Source organism: Rhizobium viscosum (assembly GCF_014873945.1).
Classification (GTDB): Bacteria; Pseudomonadota; Alphaproteobacteria; order Rhizobiales; family Rhizobiaceae; genus Rhizobium; species Rhizobium viscosum.
The window spans coordinates 1,307,179-1,324,900 of sequence record NZ_JADBEC010000002.1 but is presented as its reverse complement, the minus strand read 5'-3'; the positions used below and the strand labels follow the sequence as shown (position 1 = coordinate 1,324,900).

General features: G+C 58.5%; 12 protein-coding genes. 7 read left to right on the top strand and 5 right to left on the bottom strand.

Annotated features, from left to right (window positions below; all coding sequences use genetic code 11):
* Positions 1-35: 35 nt before the first annotated feature.
* Positions 36-1,406, top strand: coding sequence for an FAD/NAD(P)-binding protein (locus H4W29_RS26870; protein WP_192731862.1), 1,371 nt, complete (start codon positions 36-38; stop codon positions 1,404-1,406).
* A 472-nt stretch (positions 1,407-1,878) separates the two neighbouring features.
* Here the strand turns inward: H4W29_RS26870 and H4W29_RS26865 are convergent, their stop codons facing one another.
* From H4W29_RS26865 to H4W29_RS26855, 3 genes are all read right to left on the bottom strand, one after another.
* Positions 1,879-3,612, bottom strand: coding sequence for a peptidoglycan D,D-transpeptidase FtsI family protein (locus H4W29_RS26865; protein ID WP_192731861.1), 1,734 nt, complete (start codon positions 3,610-3,612; stop codon positions 1,879-1,881).
* Positions 3,613-3,804: 192 nt separating this feature from the next.
* Complete coding sequence (locus H4W29_RS26860; protein WP_192732815.1) at positions 3,805-5,184, bottom strand: LLM class flavin-dependent oxidoreductase; 1,380 nt, start codon at positions 5,182-5,184, stop codon at positions 3,805-3,807.
* A gap of 106 nt (positions 5,185-5,290) precedes the next feature.
* Positions 5,291-6,529, bottom strand: coding sequence for a phenylacetate--CoA ligase family protein (locus H4W29_RS26855; protein WP_192731860.1), 1,239 nt, complete (start codon positions 6,527-6,529; stop codon positions 5,291-5,293).
* A gap of 434 nt (positions 6,530-6,963) precedes the next feature.
* Here H4W29_RS26855 and H4W29_RS26850 point away from each other — a divergent pair, with 434 nt between their 5' ends.
* The 6 genes from H4W29_RS26850 to msuE all read left to right on the top strand — a co-directional run bounded on the left by H4W29_RS26850 (position 6,964) and on the right by msuE (position 14,628).
* A complete protein-coding gene (locus H4W29_RS26850) occupies positions 6,964-8,457 on the top strand; it encodes an NAD(P)/FAD-dependent oxidoreductase (RefSeq protein WP_192731859.1) in 1,494 nt (497 codons plus the stop codon).
* On the top strand, positions 8,405-9,607 hold the full coding sequence (locus tag H4W29_RS26845) for an NAD(P)H-dependent glycerol-3-phosphate dehydrogenase (protein ID WP_192731858.1): 1,203 nt from the start codon (positions 8,405-8,407) through the stop codon (positions 9,605-9,607). Before H4W29_RS26850 ends, H4W29_RS26845 begins: the two co-directional genes overlap by 53 nt.
* Before the next feature lie 79 nt (positions 9,608-9,686).
* Positions 9,687-10,937: an NAD(P)/FAD-dependent oxidoreductase gene (locus H4W29_RS26840; RefSeq protein ID WP_192731857.1), complete on the top strand. Its 1,251-nt coding sequence runs from the start codon at positions 9,687-9,689 to the stop codon at positions 10,935-10,937.
* Between the two features lie 42 nt (positions 10,938-10,979).
* Positions 10,980-12,005 (top strand): 2-hydroxyacid dehydrogenase, encoded by a 1,026-nt coding sequence (locus H4W29_RS26835; RefSeq protein WP_192731856.1) that lies wholly within the window; start codon positions 10,980-10,982, stop codon positions 12,003-12,005.
* Positions 11,998-13,920: an anthranilate synthase family protein gene (locus tag H4W29_RS26830; RefSeq protein WP_192731855.1), complete on the top strand. Its 1,923-nt coding sequence runs from the start codon at positions 11,998-12,000 to the stop codon at positions 13,918-13,920. Before H4W29_RS26835 ends, H4W29_RS26830 begins: the two co-directional genes overlap by 8 nt.
* Before the next feature lie 132 nt (positions 13,921-14,052).
* Positions 14,053-14,628: an FMN reductase gene (msuE, locus tag H4W29_RS26825; RefSeq protein WP_192732814.1), complete on the top strand. Its 576-nt coding sequence runs from the start codon at positions 14,053-14,055 to the stop codon at positions 14,626-14,628.
* Positions 14,629-14,688: 60 nt separating this feature from the next.
* On the opposite strand, the gene H4W29_RS26820 is transcribed toward msuE, so the two are convergent.
* The gene (locus H4W29_RS26820) at positions 14,689-16,452 is read right to left on the bottom strand and encodes a peptidoglycan D,D-transpeptidase FtsI family protein (protein WP_192731854.1); all 1,764 of its coding nucleotides are present in this window, start codon (positions 16,450-16,452) and stop codon (positions 14,689-14,691) included.
* A gap of 319 nt (positions 16,453-16,771) precedes the next feature.
* Positions 16,772-17,704 (bottom strand): HEPN domain-containing protein, encoded by a 933-nt coding sequence (locus tag H4W29_RS26815; RefSeq protein ID WP_192731853.1) that lies wholly within the window; start codon positions 17,702-17,704, stop codon positions 16,772-16,774.
* Positions 17,705-17,722: the final 18 nt, after the last annotated feature.

Sequence of the window (17,722 nt, the reverse complement as noted above, 5' to 3'; positions counted from 1 at the left end):
AGAGGCGAAGGTGCCAGAGGTTTCAGGAGAGTACAGTGATATACGATGTGGTCGTGGTCGGTGCGGGTTTTTCGGCGATAGCCGTGACCTGCAATCTCATTGAGCAGCTTCCCGCTTCGGCAAAGGTTGCCGTCATAGGCGACGATCCGGGTTTCGGCCGCGGGACGGCCTACCGGACGGAACTCTACCTTCATCGCCTCAACGTTCCCGCAGGCCGCATGAGCTTGCTGCCGCATCGTCCAGACGATTTCGTCGAGTGGTTGAAGAGCCGTGGACGTACGATGCAGGCGACCGATTTTGCCTCGCGCAGCGATTACGGGCTTTACGTCAGGGATACGCTTGCACAGCTGCTTCGCAAACGAGACGACCGTTGCCAGGTCGATTTCATCAAGGCCAAGGCGGCGGGATGTGTGGAGCGGTATAACAGCACACTGGCCTTCCATCTCGGCAACGGCGATGAGATCGCTGGCAGGAACGTCGTGCTCTGCCTTGGCGTCGGCAACGCCAGCCTGCCGGTCGATCCGGTTGACGTCCCGCCATTCTTGCGATCACGGATCGTCGAGAATCCTTGGCGGCTCTCGTGGCTGAGGCTCGTCGCGCCCTCCGAAAGCGTTTGTATCCTCGGCTCCGGCCTGACGATGATCGATCAGGTTCTTGCTCTTCGCGCCCATGGCCATCGCGGCAGGATCGATGTGCTTTCGCGTCGCGGGCTCGCACCGCTCGGACATGCGAAGACCCCTCCAGCGCCTCTGCTGATCGATGTTCAGACGCTTCCCGGGACAATCAGCGGTATATTGAAGAGCTTGAGGACGAAGAGCGGGGAGACTGCCGATTGGCGAGCCGTGATGGACGGCCTGAGGCCGATGACGCAGGTTCTCTGGCAGCGGCTTTCATCCGAGGAGCGAGCCCGTTTCCTGCGCCATGCCCTTCCCTGGTGGAACATTCACCGTCATCGGGTCGCCCCTGATGTGTTCGACAGGTTCGAGAAGCTAGTCTCGGAAGGAACAGTGCGCTTCCACGCAGGCTTCTTGAAATCGCTGGCAGCCGAGGAGGGCACGCTTCTCGCCGGATACAGGGTGAGAGGGACACGAGAGATCGCAGGGATCAGGGCAGATTGGCTGGTCAACTGTACGGGAATGGAGCGCGCCGGCATCAGCCATTCACCGCTTTTGAAAGAAATGAGCCGCTTTCAGTTGATCGCTCCCGATCCCCTTGGCCTTGGGATACAGGTGGATGCCACTTCTGAAGTGCTGGGGCCTTCCCGGATCTTGCCCACCCGGCTGTTTGCAGTCGGCGCTTTGACGGCTGGACAATTCTGGGAAATTACGGCCGTCCCTGACATTCGGGTGCAGGCCAAGGCAGTCGTCGAGGAGATCGCCTCGAACCGATCAAATCGAGACGCATAGGCCGCTGACGGTTGCAGTGTGGCCAGAACACGATTTCCAATTTCGGCTGTAGTAATGGGCTGTCGCATCAGTTGGCCAACAGAAATGTCTGCGGTCCAACGACGCGCCAAGTGCTGCTGATTCTTGGCATCGACATGCACCAGCATATCTCGCTGGCTGGAGCGAGATCACGCTGGATAATTTGCATCGGGCTAGTAACGCGGATTCTGAATGCTGAAGATCACGCTAGCGCTCACTTAGCTCAATCTTGTCGCTTCCCACTCCACGTGAGCAATGCCACACGAAACAATCACCGTTGGTCCATTGGGCCGCACGGCTCCGCAGGCGAGCACCAGCTTATCGCATAATTGGGGTCCATAGTGATCGCCTTGATCCGACGGCAGAACAAACGGGGGAGCGGTTCGAATTGGTTCAAGGCGACCAAGACAAGTAGACGTTGACCGCTGCAAAGCCCGCAACTTTCCCCTGACTGTTAGTAATCTTGCGGATAAAGCTGCATATTGCCATTGCCGAATCTCGGTTCCACTCCGAGCATGGGGGCTATACGTCCAACGATATCGCGCACCATTGGTGCTGCGGTCTGGGCCGCCATCGTCAGGTTATTTTCGCCGGTGCGTGGCTCGTCACAGAAGGTCAGGACCACATATTGCGGATCGTCAATCGGAAAGGCTGCGAGGAAGGCGTTGAAGTTCAAGCGGGAGTCGTAGCGACCATTGACCACCTTGTCCGCCGTTCCGGTCTTCCCGCCGACATGAAAGCCTGGGACGTCAGCACTTCGACCTGACCCCTGCTCGCCATTTAGCTTAAAAAGATAACGGATTGCGTCGCTGGTAGACGCCTTCACGACTGGTTGTCCTGCGGCCGTCGCCTCGGCGCGGCTTCGGGGCAGGAACGTAGGCGAGACAAGGAGTCCGCCGTTGACCAGTGCCGCTCCCGCCACTGCGGTTTGCAACGGCGTCGTCGAAACACCATGGCCAAAGGAGATCGTAATTGAATTGATCTTTTTCCAGACCCTCGGCTGCGATGGTGACTTAACCTCCGGAAGCTCGGTCTGCATTCTCGTGAGGAGGCCGAATTTGGTGAGATATTCGCGCTGCACTTCAACGCCGACGATATCGACCATTTTCGCTGTGCCGATGTTCGAGGAATATCTAAAGATCTCAGGAACCGTCAGCCATCGGCGCATGCCACCGTGAGAATCACGGATGGTGAACCCACCAATACGCAGCGGCTTCGTCGCATCAAAACTGTCGTTCAGCGTCACCTTGCCGGTATCGAGAGCAAGCGCCATTGAAAAGGTCTTGAAAGTGGATCCCATTTCGAATGTGCCGTTCGACATGCGGTTCAGCCATCCGTCGGTTCCGGTAGCGGCCGGATCGTTCGGGTCAAAATCAGGAACAGATGCCATGGCCAGCACCTCTCCGGTCCGGACGTCCAGGACCACGGCGCCGGCTGCCTTGCTTCGATAGTTCTTGAGGGCCGCAAGCACAACGTCGTGGACGACGTTCTGAACCCGCACGTCGATCGACAGCGTCACGGGCTCAAGGTCGGCTCCCAGGGTCAGACCTGCAGCGGAGAGATCCGAGAAACCTTGCAAATCGATGAACCGCTCCATTCCCGCTACGCCGCGATTGTCGATGTCGACATAACCAAGGATGTGAGCGGCGGTAGAGCCGCCCGGATAAAATCGGCGCATCTCAGGCCTGAAGCCGACGCCCGGAATACCGAGGCCGAGGATTTGGCCTTGCTGCTTGGGTGTCAGCTGCCGCTTGATCCAGGTAAACTTCGATCTCTTCTCTGACAACTTGCTGTAGACGTCCTTCATGTCGAGATCGGTTATGACGGTGGCCAGCTTCTCGACAGCTTCATCGACGTCGACAATCTTATAGGGCTCCGCATACATCGAAACCGTGCGGACGTCGGTCGCGAGAAGCTGGCCGTTGCGATCGAGGATATTCGGGCGGGAGGCGACGGCATTCAGGGGTGGTAGCGTTCCAGGGACGACGTCGTCTTTGACCCCATACTGCACGAGCCGGGCTCCGATCAGACCGTAGACAGCCGCAAACGCCACGACGAGGATGGTAATGCGTCCCCGCGTTCGAAGCGATTGGCTCTTTCGGCGCAGAGTCGGGACGGCTCCCCTGAGCCGACGCGACGAGAAGTGAGCTTTGCTTTTGTGCAGAATGATTCTTGAAAGGAATGACATCGGTCCGGGACGATTTCTGCTTGGTCGAGAATGTTAAAGTTCTTGGCTGAAACGTGCTCATTTCACGAAGCGGAAAGGCTGACCTATTATTCAGGAGTTAATGGCCAGTTACTTTTCCTTGTGCTTGCGCTATTTCCACAACCGTATTTTTGGCAATGGAAAAGGCCGCCCGCCGCCGCAGGACAATCAAGTCTATTGGCCGGCGAGCAATCCCCGATGCGCCGGAGCTAAGGGCGAGAGCATGTCCATGGCGTCAGGACGCTTCAGCCCCAGATGGTGACGCAACGTCCGCCCGGAATAGTCGTGCCGAAACAGGCCTCGACGCTGCAGCTCGGGAATGACGAGGTGGCAGAAGTCGCGCAATCCTCCCGGAATAGTCGCGGGCATGACGTTGAATCCGTCGGCGCCGAACTCTTCGAACCAGGCTTGCATTTCATCGGCGACTTGTGATGCGGTTCCGACGACGGTCAGATGTCCTCGGGACGCGGCCAGACGCTTGTAGAGCTGTCGGATCGACAGATTCTCTCTCCGCGCAAGCTCGACGACCAAAGCCTGTCGGCTGACCTGGTTGTTTGTCAGTGGTAGGTCCGGGAGCGGGCCGTCGATCGGGTAGTCGGCGAGCCTGACGGTTCGTCCCGCGAGTCCCTCGAGGAGGCTGAGGCCGACGATTGGTAGAATGAGATCCTGTAGCTCTTCGAGCTTCTCCTCCGCTTCCGAAACCGATTCTCCAACAACAGGGAAAAGGCCTGGAAGGATCTTAATGGCGTCCGGGCTCCGGCCAAAGCTCTGCGCGCGTGACTTCAGGTCAGCGTAGAAATCCTTTGCAGACGCCAACGTCGATTGCACGGTGAACACCACCTCGGCGGTCCGTGCCGCCAGATCCTTGCCGGCGTCGGACGAGCCCGCCTGGACCATGACGGGCCGACCTTGCGGGGAGCGCGGAGTGTTGAGAGGACCACGTACCTGAAAGAAATCGCCGGCATGATTGAGAACTCGCATCTTCGATTGATCGTAGTAGCTGCCGCTCGCTCTGTCGCGGACGAACGCATCGTCGTCGAAGCTATCCCATAGCCCTGCTACGACGTCCGCGAATTCCTCGGCCCGCTTGTATCTATCGGCATGCTGAACGTGCTCGGCGTGGCCAAAGTTCGGCGCAGCATTAGGATCCGACGACGTCACCGCGTTCCACCCCGCTCGTCCGTTGCTTATGTGATCGAGGGAGGCGAACTGTCTGGCGACATTATAGGGATCGTTGAAGGTGGTCGACGCGGTGCCGACGAGCCCGATGCAATTCGTCACTGCGGCAAGGACCGAAAGGAGCGTCAGCGGCTCGAAATGCGAGACACCGCTGTGGGCGGAGTGGGCGGCAGCCTCGGCCTTGTCGAGGCGTACCGCTGCGATATCCGCAATGAATACCGCGTCGAATTTGGCGGCTTCCGCCATGCGCGCAAATTCCGTGTAGTGCTCGAGCTGATCGCCCGCCCACGTGTCCGGGTGGCGCCAGGCCGCCAGATGATGACCGGTAAGATATAGAAACGCTCCCAACTTGATTTGGTCCCGACGTGCCAAGATCTTCGCTCCACGTTTTTCGCTCATCGAGCGGTGTTGGTGATTGGATAGAAGGCCTCACGTTCGCTCCACGACGGGCGTATCGTCGACGAGGCCGAAAGCTCGTTGATCAGGCGGCGAGATTAAAGCGGCTGACCTTGGATACGCATTGTCCCTGAACGAAGCCGCCGTCATAGTTTTCGGTATCCACCGTAACCCGCGTGTCCGTGCCAATGATGTCCGCTATCTTGTCCGCAGTTTCCTCCTGGAAGCGGTTCGGCAGGTCACTGGCGGGCAGGAGCAGTTCGATCGAAGCAGTGGCCTCGCTCGGAGCGTATTGAAGAATGTAGTGGAAGATGGGCGTTTCCAGAGAGTAGAGCAGATCGTCGATTTTGTTTCTCTTCACGAGCTTTATGGGGAAATCGTCTTTCCTGCCCAGGTGTCGAAAGGTCCAGCTTCCGTCAGCGCCAGGAATGAAGTTGAAGACGTCGCGGGTGGCGTACCTCACGATGGGCATGATGGTTGGCGTAAGGCCCGTGACCAGCAGCTCTCCAATTTTTGAACCAGGGGCAACTGAATCGACATAGTCCGTCTCGACTTCCAACGGCATGCATTCGAAGACGAAATCTCTGGCGATTGCTCGGTAGGAAAAGTCGCGCTCGGCATACATCATCATGCCGATTTCGTTCGCCCCATAAATGATCGGGGCGATCCGGCACTCCCGGTCGATGAGACGCTTGATATTTGTCGCGCTAGCCTCCGAAAAATACTCCCCGGTGACCAGTATCTGATTGACGGAGCCAGGAAGCTTCAGGCCCAGACGATCAAAGTTGAAGAGGATCTGGTAGACGATTGATGGTGACGTCAACAGCGTCGTCACTCGGTTCTGGCTTAGGATGTGATGGATCCGCTCGTAACCGCACAGGCCGGGTATCGGAAACAACGTCATCACTCCGACACTGAGATCCTGCAAGGCGCGGACAGTAAGGTCTCTGAGCGGGCTCAAGATCGACGGGTGAATGAAGGCCACCCGATCTTCTCCGCTCCGGACCACCGTCCCGTAGGCTTCGATGTAGTTTCGAACCCCGTTTATCAGGTCGGTGCGGGTTCTTGGTATCTGGAGCGGCGCGCCCGTCGTTCCAGAGGTTTCGGCAAACAGCAACGCCTCGGAAAGGTAGGTGTTCGCGTTCTCGTTGCGGAAAGCGATCAGGGATTCCTTCGTTGAAATCGGGAGCTGACTAATCATCCCGGAGAGCGCGGATGCGCCATTTGTGGTTGAGTTTTCCGAAGGCAATGAATAGTTGAATCGTTTGGCGGCGTCTCCAATCGCACTCGTGGCGATAGTAGCGTCTTCAGTCACCAACAGCATGTTCTGGTTTCTCTCTAACACACTTATAATAATGATATATTTCCGCTATCTCTCGATAACGGAGCGCTGTCCGATGGACAGGATTCATTCTTCTTCAGCGCGTTTCGACCCCCGAAGCGCAACGTATGAGTTGCATAGGTGCGTTCGCTGGCTGTTTTTTGTCAAGTCAGAAAATTCATTGGACAATCAAATTTCTCGTGAAGGTAGAATTCCACTTGCCAAGCCGAATTGGTTCGGCCATCAATGTCATAGCGTGCAATTGTTGATGGCTGTGTGACTATAAGTCGAAAATATCTACTTTCCGTAGTAGCGTTGTCGCTTTAGATGCATAGGCTGTGGCCACGTTGACCGCCCGCTGCCATGGGCCGGGGGGCTCTCCGGCGGCGGAATTGGATGGGGTAATTTAGGGATATCCAACTGGAGTTTTCGACAAGATGGCAAATGATGCCTTGGTCTTTGATACGCTGATAATCGGGAACGGCGCGCTCGGTTTGGCACTGGGCTTTCGGCTTGCCCGGCGTGGGCAACGCGTTTCGATCGTAGGGCCGGCCACTCGGCGATTCAGTGCATCCCAAGCTGCCGGTGCGATGAACGGCACGTTTGGCGAGGTGACGCGCGATCTGCTTTCAAGTTCTCACGGTCGCCAGAAACTTGAGATGGACATCGCGGCTACGGACCTATGGGACCAGTGGTGCGATGAAATCCTTGATGTCGTCGGACCTTCTCAAGGGGCGCTGAGGCGCAAGGACGGCACGACCATCATTCTCAACGGAGGTGGAACCGACGCGGTCGACACTGAGAACTTCGTAGCCATCAAACAGGCTCTCAACCAGTACCAGCGGTCCTATCAGATGCTTGAGGGATACGAAGTGCCGTGGGTAACAGCCCAAGGGGGCAATCGTCCGTTCCAAGGCCTGCACATTCCCGACGAGCACTCCATCAACACGCCCGCCTATCTGGCTGCTCTCGAGCAGGCCTTCTGCAAAGCCGGAGGACGTCTGATTGATGGAACGGTTCACAAGATCGTCGCTCCGGCTGCGGCGGGACAAGGTTCGATAAAGCTTTCCGATGGCCAGCGGATGTCTGCCGACAACATCGTCCTGGCGGCCGGCGCGTTGAGCCACGACCTGCTCGCCTCGGCGCTTCCCGACGTTGCGCCCTACGTGCCACCCGTTACAAGCGGTTACGGTGCCTCGGTTCTGTTGAGCACCGGCGCAGTTCCTTTGCCCCCAAGTGTCATCAGGACACCCAACCGAGCATTCGCTTGCGGACTGCACGCGGTCCCGCGCGAGGATGGGATCTATGTCGGTGCCACCAACAAGATCCAGGAAAAGCCGCAGCTATTCGCGCATGTTCCGGATCTGCACGCGCTCCTCGAACGGGCAATGCGTCAGATGCATGCGGGTTTTGGGACGAGCGGCGTCCTTGCGGTCAATGTCGGCAATCGCCCTGTTCCGGTCGATGGCTTTCCATTGATCGGCATCATTCCGGACACGCGTCTCTGGATGCTGACCGGAACTTATCGTGACGGCTTTCACCAATCCCCGTTCCTTGCCGAGCGGATGGCGGCGGCGATTCTCGACGGGGCGGACGAGCCTCTGTTTCACTCTTTCACTCCGGTTCGCGCACCAATTCAGAGCGGCCGTCGAAGCGATCTCATCGCAATAGCGGTTGAGCATGCGTTGGCGGTCGGCTTCGAAGCGGAATGGCGGGTGTCGGTGCGCTGGCCGAGTCGCATCGCCGATCTTCTGACGTCGAAATATCGATCGGCTGCTGACGAACTGCACGAGTCGATAACGCCGCCGCCAGACGTGCTCGTGTGCATGTCTGACAACGACTGGCTGAAGCGCAAACTCCGCGGTTACTACGACGTCTATGGCCGAAAGCACGTGCGTCAGGATTCAAGCCCGCAGTTCGACGTCGCCTGACCATCTGACGGTCCACCTCCAGCCCCCATTTTTCTGGGGACGTCACCATTCTCGTTTCGAACGGCATCGTAACGCCTGTGCGGTTGTTACGACAGGAGAAGCATTCCCATGCGGTTTGCTTGGCGGAGTTCCTATGAATCAGCATGCAGTAATTCTGGGCGACGGCACAATGGCGACGGCGCTGGCAACGACAGTCGCCCGCAACGGGCACGACACCATCCTGTGGTCACAAGATGCTCAACTCGTCAGTTCGATCAACCATGATCACCGTCATAGCAGACACTTTCCCTCTCAGCGTCTTCCCGACAGGCTAGGCGCCCGAAACGATCTCGCAGCAGCGGTCGCAAACGCTGCTGTCGTCATCGTCGCCGTCAGGTCGGAGAGGGTAAGACAGGTTGCCGAAATGGCATTTCCGCACCTTTCCAAAGAGGCCGTCGTGCTTTCGGCGACGAAGGGCGTCGACGTCCGAACGAAGCATTTCATGTCGCAAGTGATCGGCGAGGCGCTCCATACCAGCAGGCTCGGCATCATTTCCGGCCCCAACATCACGATCGATATTATGAACGGCTCGCCGACCGCCATTCTCATTGCGGCCGAGGATCCCAAGGTCATCACTGTCGGGCAGGCATATCTGGAGAGCGACTCTCTGAAGGTCTTTGGAAGCACCGACCTCAATGGGATCGAGATCCTGAGCGTCGTCAAGAACATCGTCGCAATCGCCGCGGGCCTGGCAGTCAATCTCGGCGACAACGCCCGATCTTATATCATCTCCCTGGGCCTGGCTGAGATTCAGGCGCTGGCCCAAAAAATGGGTGCGCGACCCGAGAGTTCCGGCGGCCTGGCTGACGTTGGGGAGATCTTCCTCTCATCGACGAGCAAATACTCGCGCAACCATATGATCGGCGTGGACATCGCCAATGGCGCTCGGCTGCCGGCGTTGCTGGCGGCACTGGAGGCAATCAACGAAACGGCAGAAGGTGTTAACGCGGTTATGGTCTGCCGAGACCTAGCGCAGGCCGCTCAGATCGAAATGCCGCTCGCCGATTGCGTATACCGCATCCTCTTCGAAAATCTGCCTGCCGAGGAGACCCTGCGAGCGTTCCTCAGCGACAAGAAGGCCGCGAAATGGCTTCGTCTGGCTGCGGCATGAACATGTTGAAGACGCCGCCCAGCAAGGCATCTTCTCGCAGCGTCGTTCTGCACGATTATTCCTAGGGAGGACATCGTCAATGACTACCAGGACGAATGTCGCAGTCCTTGGAGGCGGCATTGTCGGACTTTGCTGCGCTCTGCATCTGCAGAAGAGGGGCCGCGAGGTTATCCTGATTGACCGGTCCGAAGGTGTGGGCCGGGAGACATCGTTCGGCAATGCAGGTCTCATCCAGCCTGACGGCATGATGCCGATCACGTTTCCAAGGGATCTTTCTGCGCTCATCAGCTACGCGGCCAACAGGCGACGGGACTGCTACTATCGGGCGTCGGCTCTTCCAGATCTGGCCCCCGCTCTCTTTCAATACTGGCGCCAAAGCCACCCCGATAGAATGGCTGTCACGCTCCAGGGGAATATCCCGCTCTTTCGACACAGCGTTCCGGAACATTTCGCCCTCGCAGAGGAAGCGGGTGCGCTCGACATGTTTCGACCAATCGGCTGGACGAGGGTGTTCCGCCGCGAAAAGACCTTCGACTCCCATCGCCAGAAGCTTGCGGTCGCTGCCCTGTACGGCGTCGCCGCCGAGGAACTGTCGCGAGCCCAACTTCGCGCCTTGGAACCCCGACTGAGTCCTTCCGTGATCGGAGCAATCCGATTTACCGGGCAGTTGAGTCTGCCGAGCCCGGTCAAGTTAAGCGAAGCCTATAGGGAGCTTTTTGTCCGCCGGGGCGGCATCGTTGCGCAAGGCGATGCTCGTACCATCTCGGCGAACAAAAACGCGCGCTGGGAAGTTCGGACGACGACGGGCCTTGTCGACGCCGACGAAGCCGTCGTCAGCCTGGGACCCTGGTCCGGTGACACGCTCGGCAAACTGGGCTACGCGTTGCCATTTTTCGTCAAGCGCGGATACCATCTCCATTTTACACCGCAGGCTGGCGCAGAACTTCGCAATCCCATATCGGACGTCGACGGCGGCTATAGTCTCACGCCGATGGAGAATGGAATTCGTCTGAACACCGGCGTCGAATTCGCCAGGCGAGACGACCGGCTATCCAGCGTTCAAATCAACCGCGTCCTTCCATGGGCGCGGGACTTCTTCCCGATCGGCGAGCAGGTCGAAAGACAGGCCTGGGTCGGGAGCCGGCCATGCCTGCCCGACATGCTTCCCATCATTGGGCCGGCCCCCCGCCATCGCGGACTTTGGGTGGCGACCGCACACGCCCATCACGGACTGACGTTGGCTGCCGCAACCGGGAGGCTGATTGCCGAGATGATGAACGGTGAGACGCCGTTCATCGACCCGTCCTTCTACCGGCTCAATCGCTTCTGAATTGACCAGCGAGGCACCGATGTACCGTCAAGTGGGCGTACCATGACAGCAGATCTCATTGTCGCAGATTCAATTCCGGCCGACGTCTATAACGAACTGACGAAAACCTTTGCGGTCTTTCCTCTGCGGGAAGACGGTGTCGACGTTCGCATTCCCGAGTCAGCGCGTGCGAGCCGCTTCATTCTCGCCGGCTCCGACGAAGCCAACAACCGCAGGATTGGCGCGGAAATCATCGAACAGCTGCCCGAGCTTGAACTGATCGCAAATTTCGGCGTCGGCTATGATCGGATCGACACGGGGGCGGCACGGGCGCGCCGAATAGTCGTCACCAACACCCCGTCTGTGCATGAGGAAGAAGTCGCGGATTTTGCCATGGGCCTTCTGATTGCGACGCTGCGCGAGATTCCCCAGGCTGACAATTTCGTTCGAAGCGGTAGATGGACCAAGGGGTCCTATCCGCTCAGTCGTGGAACGCTGCGCGGACGCAAGCTCGGCATCGTCGGACTGGGCCGGATCGGGCTCGCTTTCGCCCGGCGCGCCGAGAGCTTCGGCCTGTCGATCGCCTACCATAATCGTCGCGCGCGCAGCGATGTTCTCTATGAGTACCATTCCAACGTTCAGTCGCTCGGCGAAGCCGTGGATACGTTGCTGATCAGCGTCCCCGGCGGCAATGCTACCACGCGCTTGATTGATGGCGACATATTGGACCGCCTGGGACCGGACGGCGTCGTAATCAACATCGCCCGTGGCAGTGTCATGGACGAGGCGGCGCTCGCCAAAGCGCTCAGGGACCGCCGCATCCTTGCTGCGGGCCTGGACGTCCACGCGTCCGAGCCGAACGTCTGCCAGGAGCTCTTGGCATTGCCGAATGTCGTGCTTCAGCCGCACATCGCGTCGGGGTCGATCTACACCCGGCAGGAGATGTGGCGCCTCGCTGTCGACAACCTGCTTGCGTGGCGCGCAGGGAGAGGGCCGATCAATCCGGTGAGGGAAACGCCTTGGCCGGTCAAGTCGGATCCGGCTCTGAACGCAGCATTCGAGTTTAACATGAGGGTGGACCATGCGTGATAATCTTCTGCAAAATATTGCGAGCGGCCTGATCGACCAGCCGTATGCCCTGATAGCCAGACGATCTTCGAAGGATCAGCCGGCACATGTAGACGTCGTCACAGGCTCCGCTCGGACATTCGAACGCCTAGCCGATCTGACGACCGTCGAGGCAGCCACGCGGGGAGCCGTAGGCGGGGAAAGGCTGCTCGTCCTGGTTCCGTTTCGACAGATCGCCGAGGTCGGCTACGACTGCATAGACGACAATGAGCGATTGCGGGTAATTGCAATCGAAACGCAGGAATCCTTTGACGTGCCGCACGTGCTCGAGGCGCTTCCACGGTCCGGAGTCCAGCTTGACAACGTCGAGTTCGATGTCGCCGACGAGATCTATGCTGCGCGGGTGGAACGACTGATCGCAGAGGAAATAGGCCGCGGGGAGGGTGCGAACTTTGTGCTGTCCCGTTCGCTCTGCGGAACGATCAGGAATTTCTCGCAGTCCCATGCCCTGAGCATCTTTAGAGAGCTCCTCTTGAAGGAGACGGGAGCCTACTGGACGTTCTTGATCCGGATTGATGGCAGAACCTTCATCGGCGCAAGCCCGGAGCAGCAGATCACGCTGCAAGGCGGGACGGCAGTGATGAATCCGATCAGCGGAACATACCGCTACCCGCCTTCAGGGCCAAAAATCGATCAGGTGCTGGACTTTCTTTACAATGAGAAAGAGACCGACGAACTGTTCATGGTCGCGGACGAAGAGCTCAAGATGTTTGGGCGGTTCTGCCCGGACGGCGGTCGGTTGAGGGGACCTTTCTTGAAAGAAATGTCCCGTCTTGCCCATACGGAGTATTATATTGAAGGCAGGACCTCGGCGAGCGCAGCTGCCTTGTTGAGGCACACGATGCTTGCGCCGACCGTCACCGGAAGCCCCATCAAGAACGCCTGCCGCGTTATCGCAAAATATGAAGAGAGGGGCCGCGGCTACTATGCGGGGGTCGTGGCTCTCATAGGCCAGGATCCGGAGGGCGCGGAAACCCTGGATTCCGCCATCCTCATCCGAACGGCCCATATATCGGACGAGGGCGAGGTCCGAATCCCTGTTGGGTCGACGATCGTTCGCCATTCCGATCCCGCTCAGGAGGCCGCGGAGACGACAGCTAAGGCAACTGGTCTGCTCTCGGCATTCACGAGCGCCAGGATGGCGCCGCTTGGAAGCGACGACGCGGTGCGACGCGCCCTGTCCGACAGAAACCGGCGCGTCGCCAGCTTTTGGCTAGCGAGGCCTGGAGGCAGCGGCGTTGAAGGCTCACTGAAGGGGAAGGTGCTTGTCCTTGATGCTGACGACGATTTCACCCAGATGCTCGCCCATCAACTGAGGGCTCTGGGACTCGAGCCGTCTGTTTATCCAGCGACGAGGGCAGAGGAGTTGGGCGACGAATACGAGCTAACGCTGCTCGGTCCCGGACCCGGCAATCCGCTTGATGACGGGGATGGGCGTGTTGCCGGAATTCGGCGTGCCTTACAGGCGAGGCTGACATCCGGGAGACCTTTTGTGTCAGTGTGTCTCAGCCACCAAATCCTGTGCCGGCATTTCGGATTGACTGTCGGCGCTCTGGAAAACCCCAATCAAGGCGTTCAGCGTAGGATCGACTTTTTCGGACGTAGCGCGACGGTCGGCTTCTACAACACATTTGCTGCAAGATGCGCACCAACAAGCTTTGTCAGCGCAGGTGCGCTCGTGCAAGTTTGCAGGGATCCCGAAACGGGTGAAGTACATGCTCTCAGGGGTTCCCATTTCGCATCTATGCAGTTCCACCCTGAATCCGTTCTCAGCATCGATGGCTTTGCAATCATGGCGGAGGAGATCTCCAGATTGTGTCGATGGACCGAACCGAGGCACGGGCAACACGCCTTTCCCGTCTCGGTCGCGCGCTAGCGGATGCCCTCGAGGCTTGCCCTTCGCTCCGACCCGGCGATGGCGTCCCGCGAGAGCAAAAGCACGGTGGAAATTGAACTCCGTCATATCTGCGCATCGAATGAAAAATTTCAAAGGAAAGACACATTGAACATGCCGTCGCTTCCGAAGATCCGGCTTGTCAGCATTGCTGGTAGCTTTAATCGTCCTTCAAAAACTGCAGCTTTGGTCCAAAATATCGCGCGTCTTGTGTGCGACAGCTACGACTTCCACCATTCGTTCTACGATTTGGCTGATGTCGGTGCATCCCTTGGAGTAGCGTCGCGTCGACAAGACCTTGATCCCAGTGCGGCGCGGATTTTCGAGGCGATCGTCGCCGCCGACCTTTTGATCGTAGGATCGCCCACCTTCAAGGGCAGCTATCCTGGCCTTTTCAAGCACCTGATCGACCTTCTCGATCCTCATGAACTGAAATCGAAACCGGTTATCATCGCTGCGACCGGCGGAGGGGAGCGGCACGCGCTCATGGTCGAACATCAACTTCGCCCTCTCTTTGGTTTCTTCATGGCCCATACCCTTCCAACGGCGGTCTATGCCTCGGATCGAGATTTCACGGACTATCAGGTCTCCTCAGGGCAGCTGGCCAGCCGAATCAATTCGGTTGTAAGCGAACTGGCAGCCTTTTCCCCAGGCGGCAGCCGTAGCATCTGCGCGGAGACAGAGGCTTGATGCGACTGACAACATTAAGAGCGCATCTCGTGGCTACAAACGGGGGATTAAGGGGCAACCTCAAAAGCCTTCTATCGTATAGGGTGCATCGCTCGATCCGAAGCGAGGCTGGACGCCGAGCAGCGGAGCTGCCCGACCAATGATTTCCTTCACCATCGGCGCGGCCGTGGATGCGGCCGTGCGTCCTCCATGCTCGCCGGTCTTCGGCGCATCGATGATCGCGAGGACCATATATTTCGGCTTGTCCATCGGAAAAGCCGCAACGAAGGCATTGAAGTTCAAGTCACTGGCATAACGCCCATTGACGACCTTGTCGGCAGTTCCGGTTTTGCCGCCGACATTGAAGCCCTCGACCTGAGCAGCGCGGCCTGAGCCCTTCAGTCCGTTCCAGCTGAAGAGATAGCGCATATCGGCACTTGTGCTTTGCTTGACCACGGTTTTCGCCAGCGTCGCGGCCTGTTCGGGCGACCGTGGCAGGAAGGTTGGTGGAATGAGATTGCCGCCATTGATAAGAGATGCGGCAGCGGACGCCGTTTGCAGCGGGGTTGTGGCGACGCCGTGGCCGAAGGAGATCGTGACCGAATTGATCTTCTTCCAGGTGCGTGGCTGTGTCGGCGTTGCGACGCCCGGCATCTCGGTCTCCACCTTCGACAAAAGTCCGAGCTTGGTCAGGAATTGTTGATGCCCCTCAATGCCGACCATGTCGGCGACCGCCGCGGTTCCGATATTGGATGAATACTGAAAGACCTCCGGGATCGACAGCGGCCTGTTCTTGCCTTTGAAGTCCTTGATCGTGAAGCCGCCCATGCGGATCGGACGGGATGCATCGACGACGGAGTTCAGGGTGATCTTCTCGGCATCCAGCCCCATCGCCAGCGTGAAGCTCTTGAAGGTGGAACCCATTTCGAAGGTGGCATTGCTGATCCGGTTGAACCAGCCTTTCTCGTACTCCTTGTCTACGCTGCCGTCCGGCAATGTGCGCGACGGTTCGTTGGGGTCGTAGTCGGGGACCGAAGCCATCGCCAGAACTTCGCCGGTCTCGACGTCCAGAACGACGGCACCGGCCGCTTCCGCCTCATAGGCGCTCATCGCTTTGGCGGCGACCTCGCGCGCGATATTCTGGACGCGAATGTCGATCGACAATTTGACGGGTTCGAGCGAAACGCCTGACGTCATACCGATGGCCCTCAGGTCCGCGAGGCCCTGCTGGTCGAGATAGCGTTCCATGCCCGCTAGGCCCAGATTATCGACATTCACGTGACCGACGATATGCGCCGCCGACCGACCACCGGGATAGAAACGACGTTTTTCCGGCCTGAAGCCTATGCCGGGAAGGCCGAGAGCCAGGATGTCAGCTTGCTGTCTCGGCGTCAGTTGGCGCCGTAACCACTGAAAGCCGCTGTCCATCCTCAGCTTCTTATGGGTCTCCCGCCAATCGAGGTTCGGGACCACGGCTGCGAGTTTCTCCACCACTTCGTCGGCGTCGACGATGCGACGGGGGTCTGCATAGAGGGAGACCATGTTCAGGTCGGTTGCCAGGAGCTGGCCGTTGCGGTCGATGATATCAGGCCGGGATGCGACGACATTGGGATTGCCCAGAGAGGCGGTGGTGGGCTCCTCGGCAAGTCCGTATTGGATAAGGCGGCCGCCGATCAGAAGGAACCCACAGACGAAAGCGCCGATCAAAACCCCCAGGCGCTGCGTTGCCTGGCCGCTTCGCTTCTTTTTCGTCCCTAGGATCCTTTCCGAAAACCCGTTCGGCTGGCGGGTAATCAGGATATGGGATCGGCTTTTGACCTTCAAAACGCGGGCAATGAGACTCATCGAGTTGATCCAGAGATGAAGGCTAAAGTCAAAGAAACACCCTCCCGAACGCGCGATGCGTTTCAGGGCTGTCTTTCCTGGGGCAACTGATGAGTAGAAAAGCACTTAATCCGTTAGGAGATCGTTAACGCCCTGTGTTTCCAGATCGCCCCCATCGCCATAGGCGCGACACTTCACGCGGCTTGGTAGCGTCGGCATGACACTTTTCCTAGTAGCGGGAGTTCCATAAATCGCATTATGCCTCAGGCCTATGTTTTCAATGGTTTAGTTGAACGACTAGAAACGCCGTTCAAATCCCATTAGGGCGACCGGATGGTCCTTACTTGGCAAAGTGCTCTCTGCAGGCTCTCTCGACCAATTCCCGCAAGATCTTCACGCGCTCGACGAGCCACTCCAATTCCTCCGCGCCGATCGCATAGTTGGGCGAATAGCGCGCCTCGACATAGGCGCGCGAGAGAAGCTCGAAGCGCCGGCGTCCAATGCGGCCATCGCGCGGCCAAGCCTCGATCAGCCTTTTATCCACCTCCTCGGCCTTGGAGCGCAAGACCTTGATGCGGTGTGATTTCGGGCTGTAGAGCGTGAGGGTCAGCAGGAGGCAGTGATATAGCGCTTCCGTCGCCTGATGAAGGAAGAAAGCGCGCTGTTTGGGATACTCATCGCCTAGGGCTTCCTCTGCCTTCAGGAACCCCTTCGCGTTTTCGTTCCACTCGCTGAAGTTCCGCTGTGCCTCGATCTCTGCCTCCTCTCGCGTCAGCGGCTTCGGCTCGACGAGGGGATGCCCTTCCTCTTCGTAGAGGACCTTGCCGTCCCGCGCGATATCGACAAAGAAGGGCCGGCCGCGTGACAGCTGGTCGTTGACGTCATGCAGGCTATGGACGATCGGAATGACCGGCGTTTCGATCCGGTGGGCAATCTGTTCCTGTAGGAATCTTTCATCGAGCGAAAGCCAAAGTTCCTGTTCCTGAGCGAAGCTCTCCGAATTGACGACGATCAGCAGATCGTAATCGGAGCGATAGCCACTCAGCCGGTCTTCCACCCAGTCGCCGCGGGCGTAAGAACCGTAAAGGATGACCTTGAGGATCTTGCCATTGGCTTTCTTTGCCGATTGCTTGGTTGACCGAAACTGCTCGACCTCGAAAAAGATGATCTCCAGCACGCGGGCAAGTTCGCGTCGCTTGTTGGCCGGCAGATGATCAAGGGTGTCGGTCAGTGTCAAAGCCACATCAAAGCCTTCGGTGGGAATCGTATCCATCGTAACGGCTCGCCCGAT

Excerpts from the sequence above, each read along its gene's own strand:
- H4W29_RS26865 (WP_192731861.1), bottom strand. The coding sequence starts at position 3,612 with ATGTCATTCCTTTCAAGAATCATTCTGCACAAAAGCAAAGCTCACTTC.
- H4W29_RS26855 (WP_192731860.1), bottom strand. The coding sequence starts at position 6,529 with ATGCTGTTGGTGACTGAAGACGCTACTATCGCCACGAGTGCGATTGGA.
- H4W29_RS26850 (WP_192731859.1), top strand. The coding sequence starts at position 6,964 with ATGGCAAATGATGCCTTGGTCTTTGATACGCTGATAATCGGGAACGGC.
- H4W29_RS26845 (WP_192731858.1), top strand. The coding sequence starts at position 8,405 with ATGGCCGAAAGCACGTGCGTCAGGATTCAAGCCCGCAGTTCGACGTCG.
- H4W29_RS26840 (WP_192731857.1), top strand. The coding sequence starts at position 9,687 with ATGACTACCAGGACGAATGTCGCAGTCCTTGGAGGCGGCATTGTCGGA.
- H4W29_RS26835 (WP_192731856.1), top strand. The coding sequence starts at position 10,980 with ATGACAGCAGATCTCATTGTCGCAGATTCAATTCCGGCCGACGTCTAT.
- H4W29_RS26830 (WP_192731855.1), top strand. The coding sequence starts at position 11,998 with ATGCGTGATAATCTTCTGCAAAATATTGCGAGCGGCCTGATCGACCAG.
- msuE (WP_192732814.1), top strand. The coding sequence starts at position 14,053 with ATGCCGTCGCTTCCGAAGATCCGGCTTGTCAGCATTGCTGGTAGCTTT.
- H4W29_RS26820 (WP_192731854.1), bottom strand. The coding sequence starts at position 16,452 with ATGAGTCTCATTGCCCGCGTTTTGAAGGTCAAAAGCCGATCCCATATC.
- H4W29_RS26815 (WP_192731853.1), bottom strand. The coding sequence starts at position 17,704 with ATGGATACGATTCCCACCGAAGGCTTTGATGTGGCTTTGACACTGACC.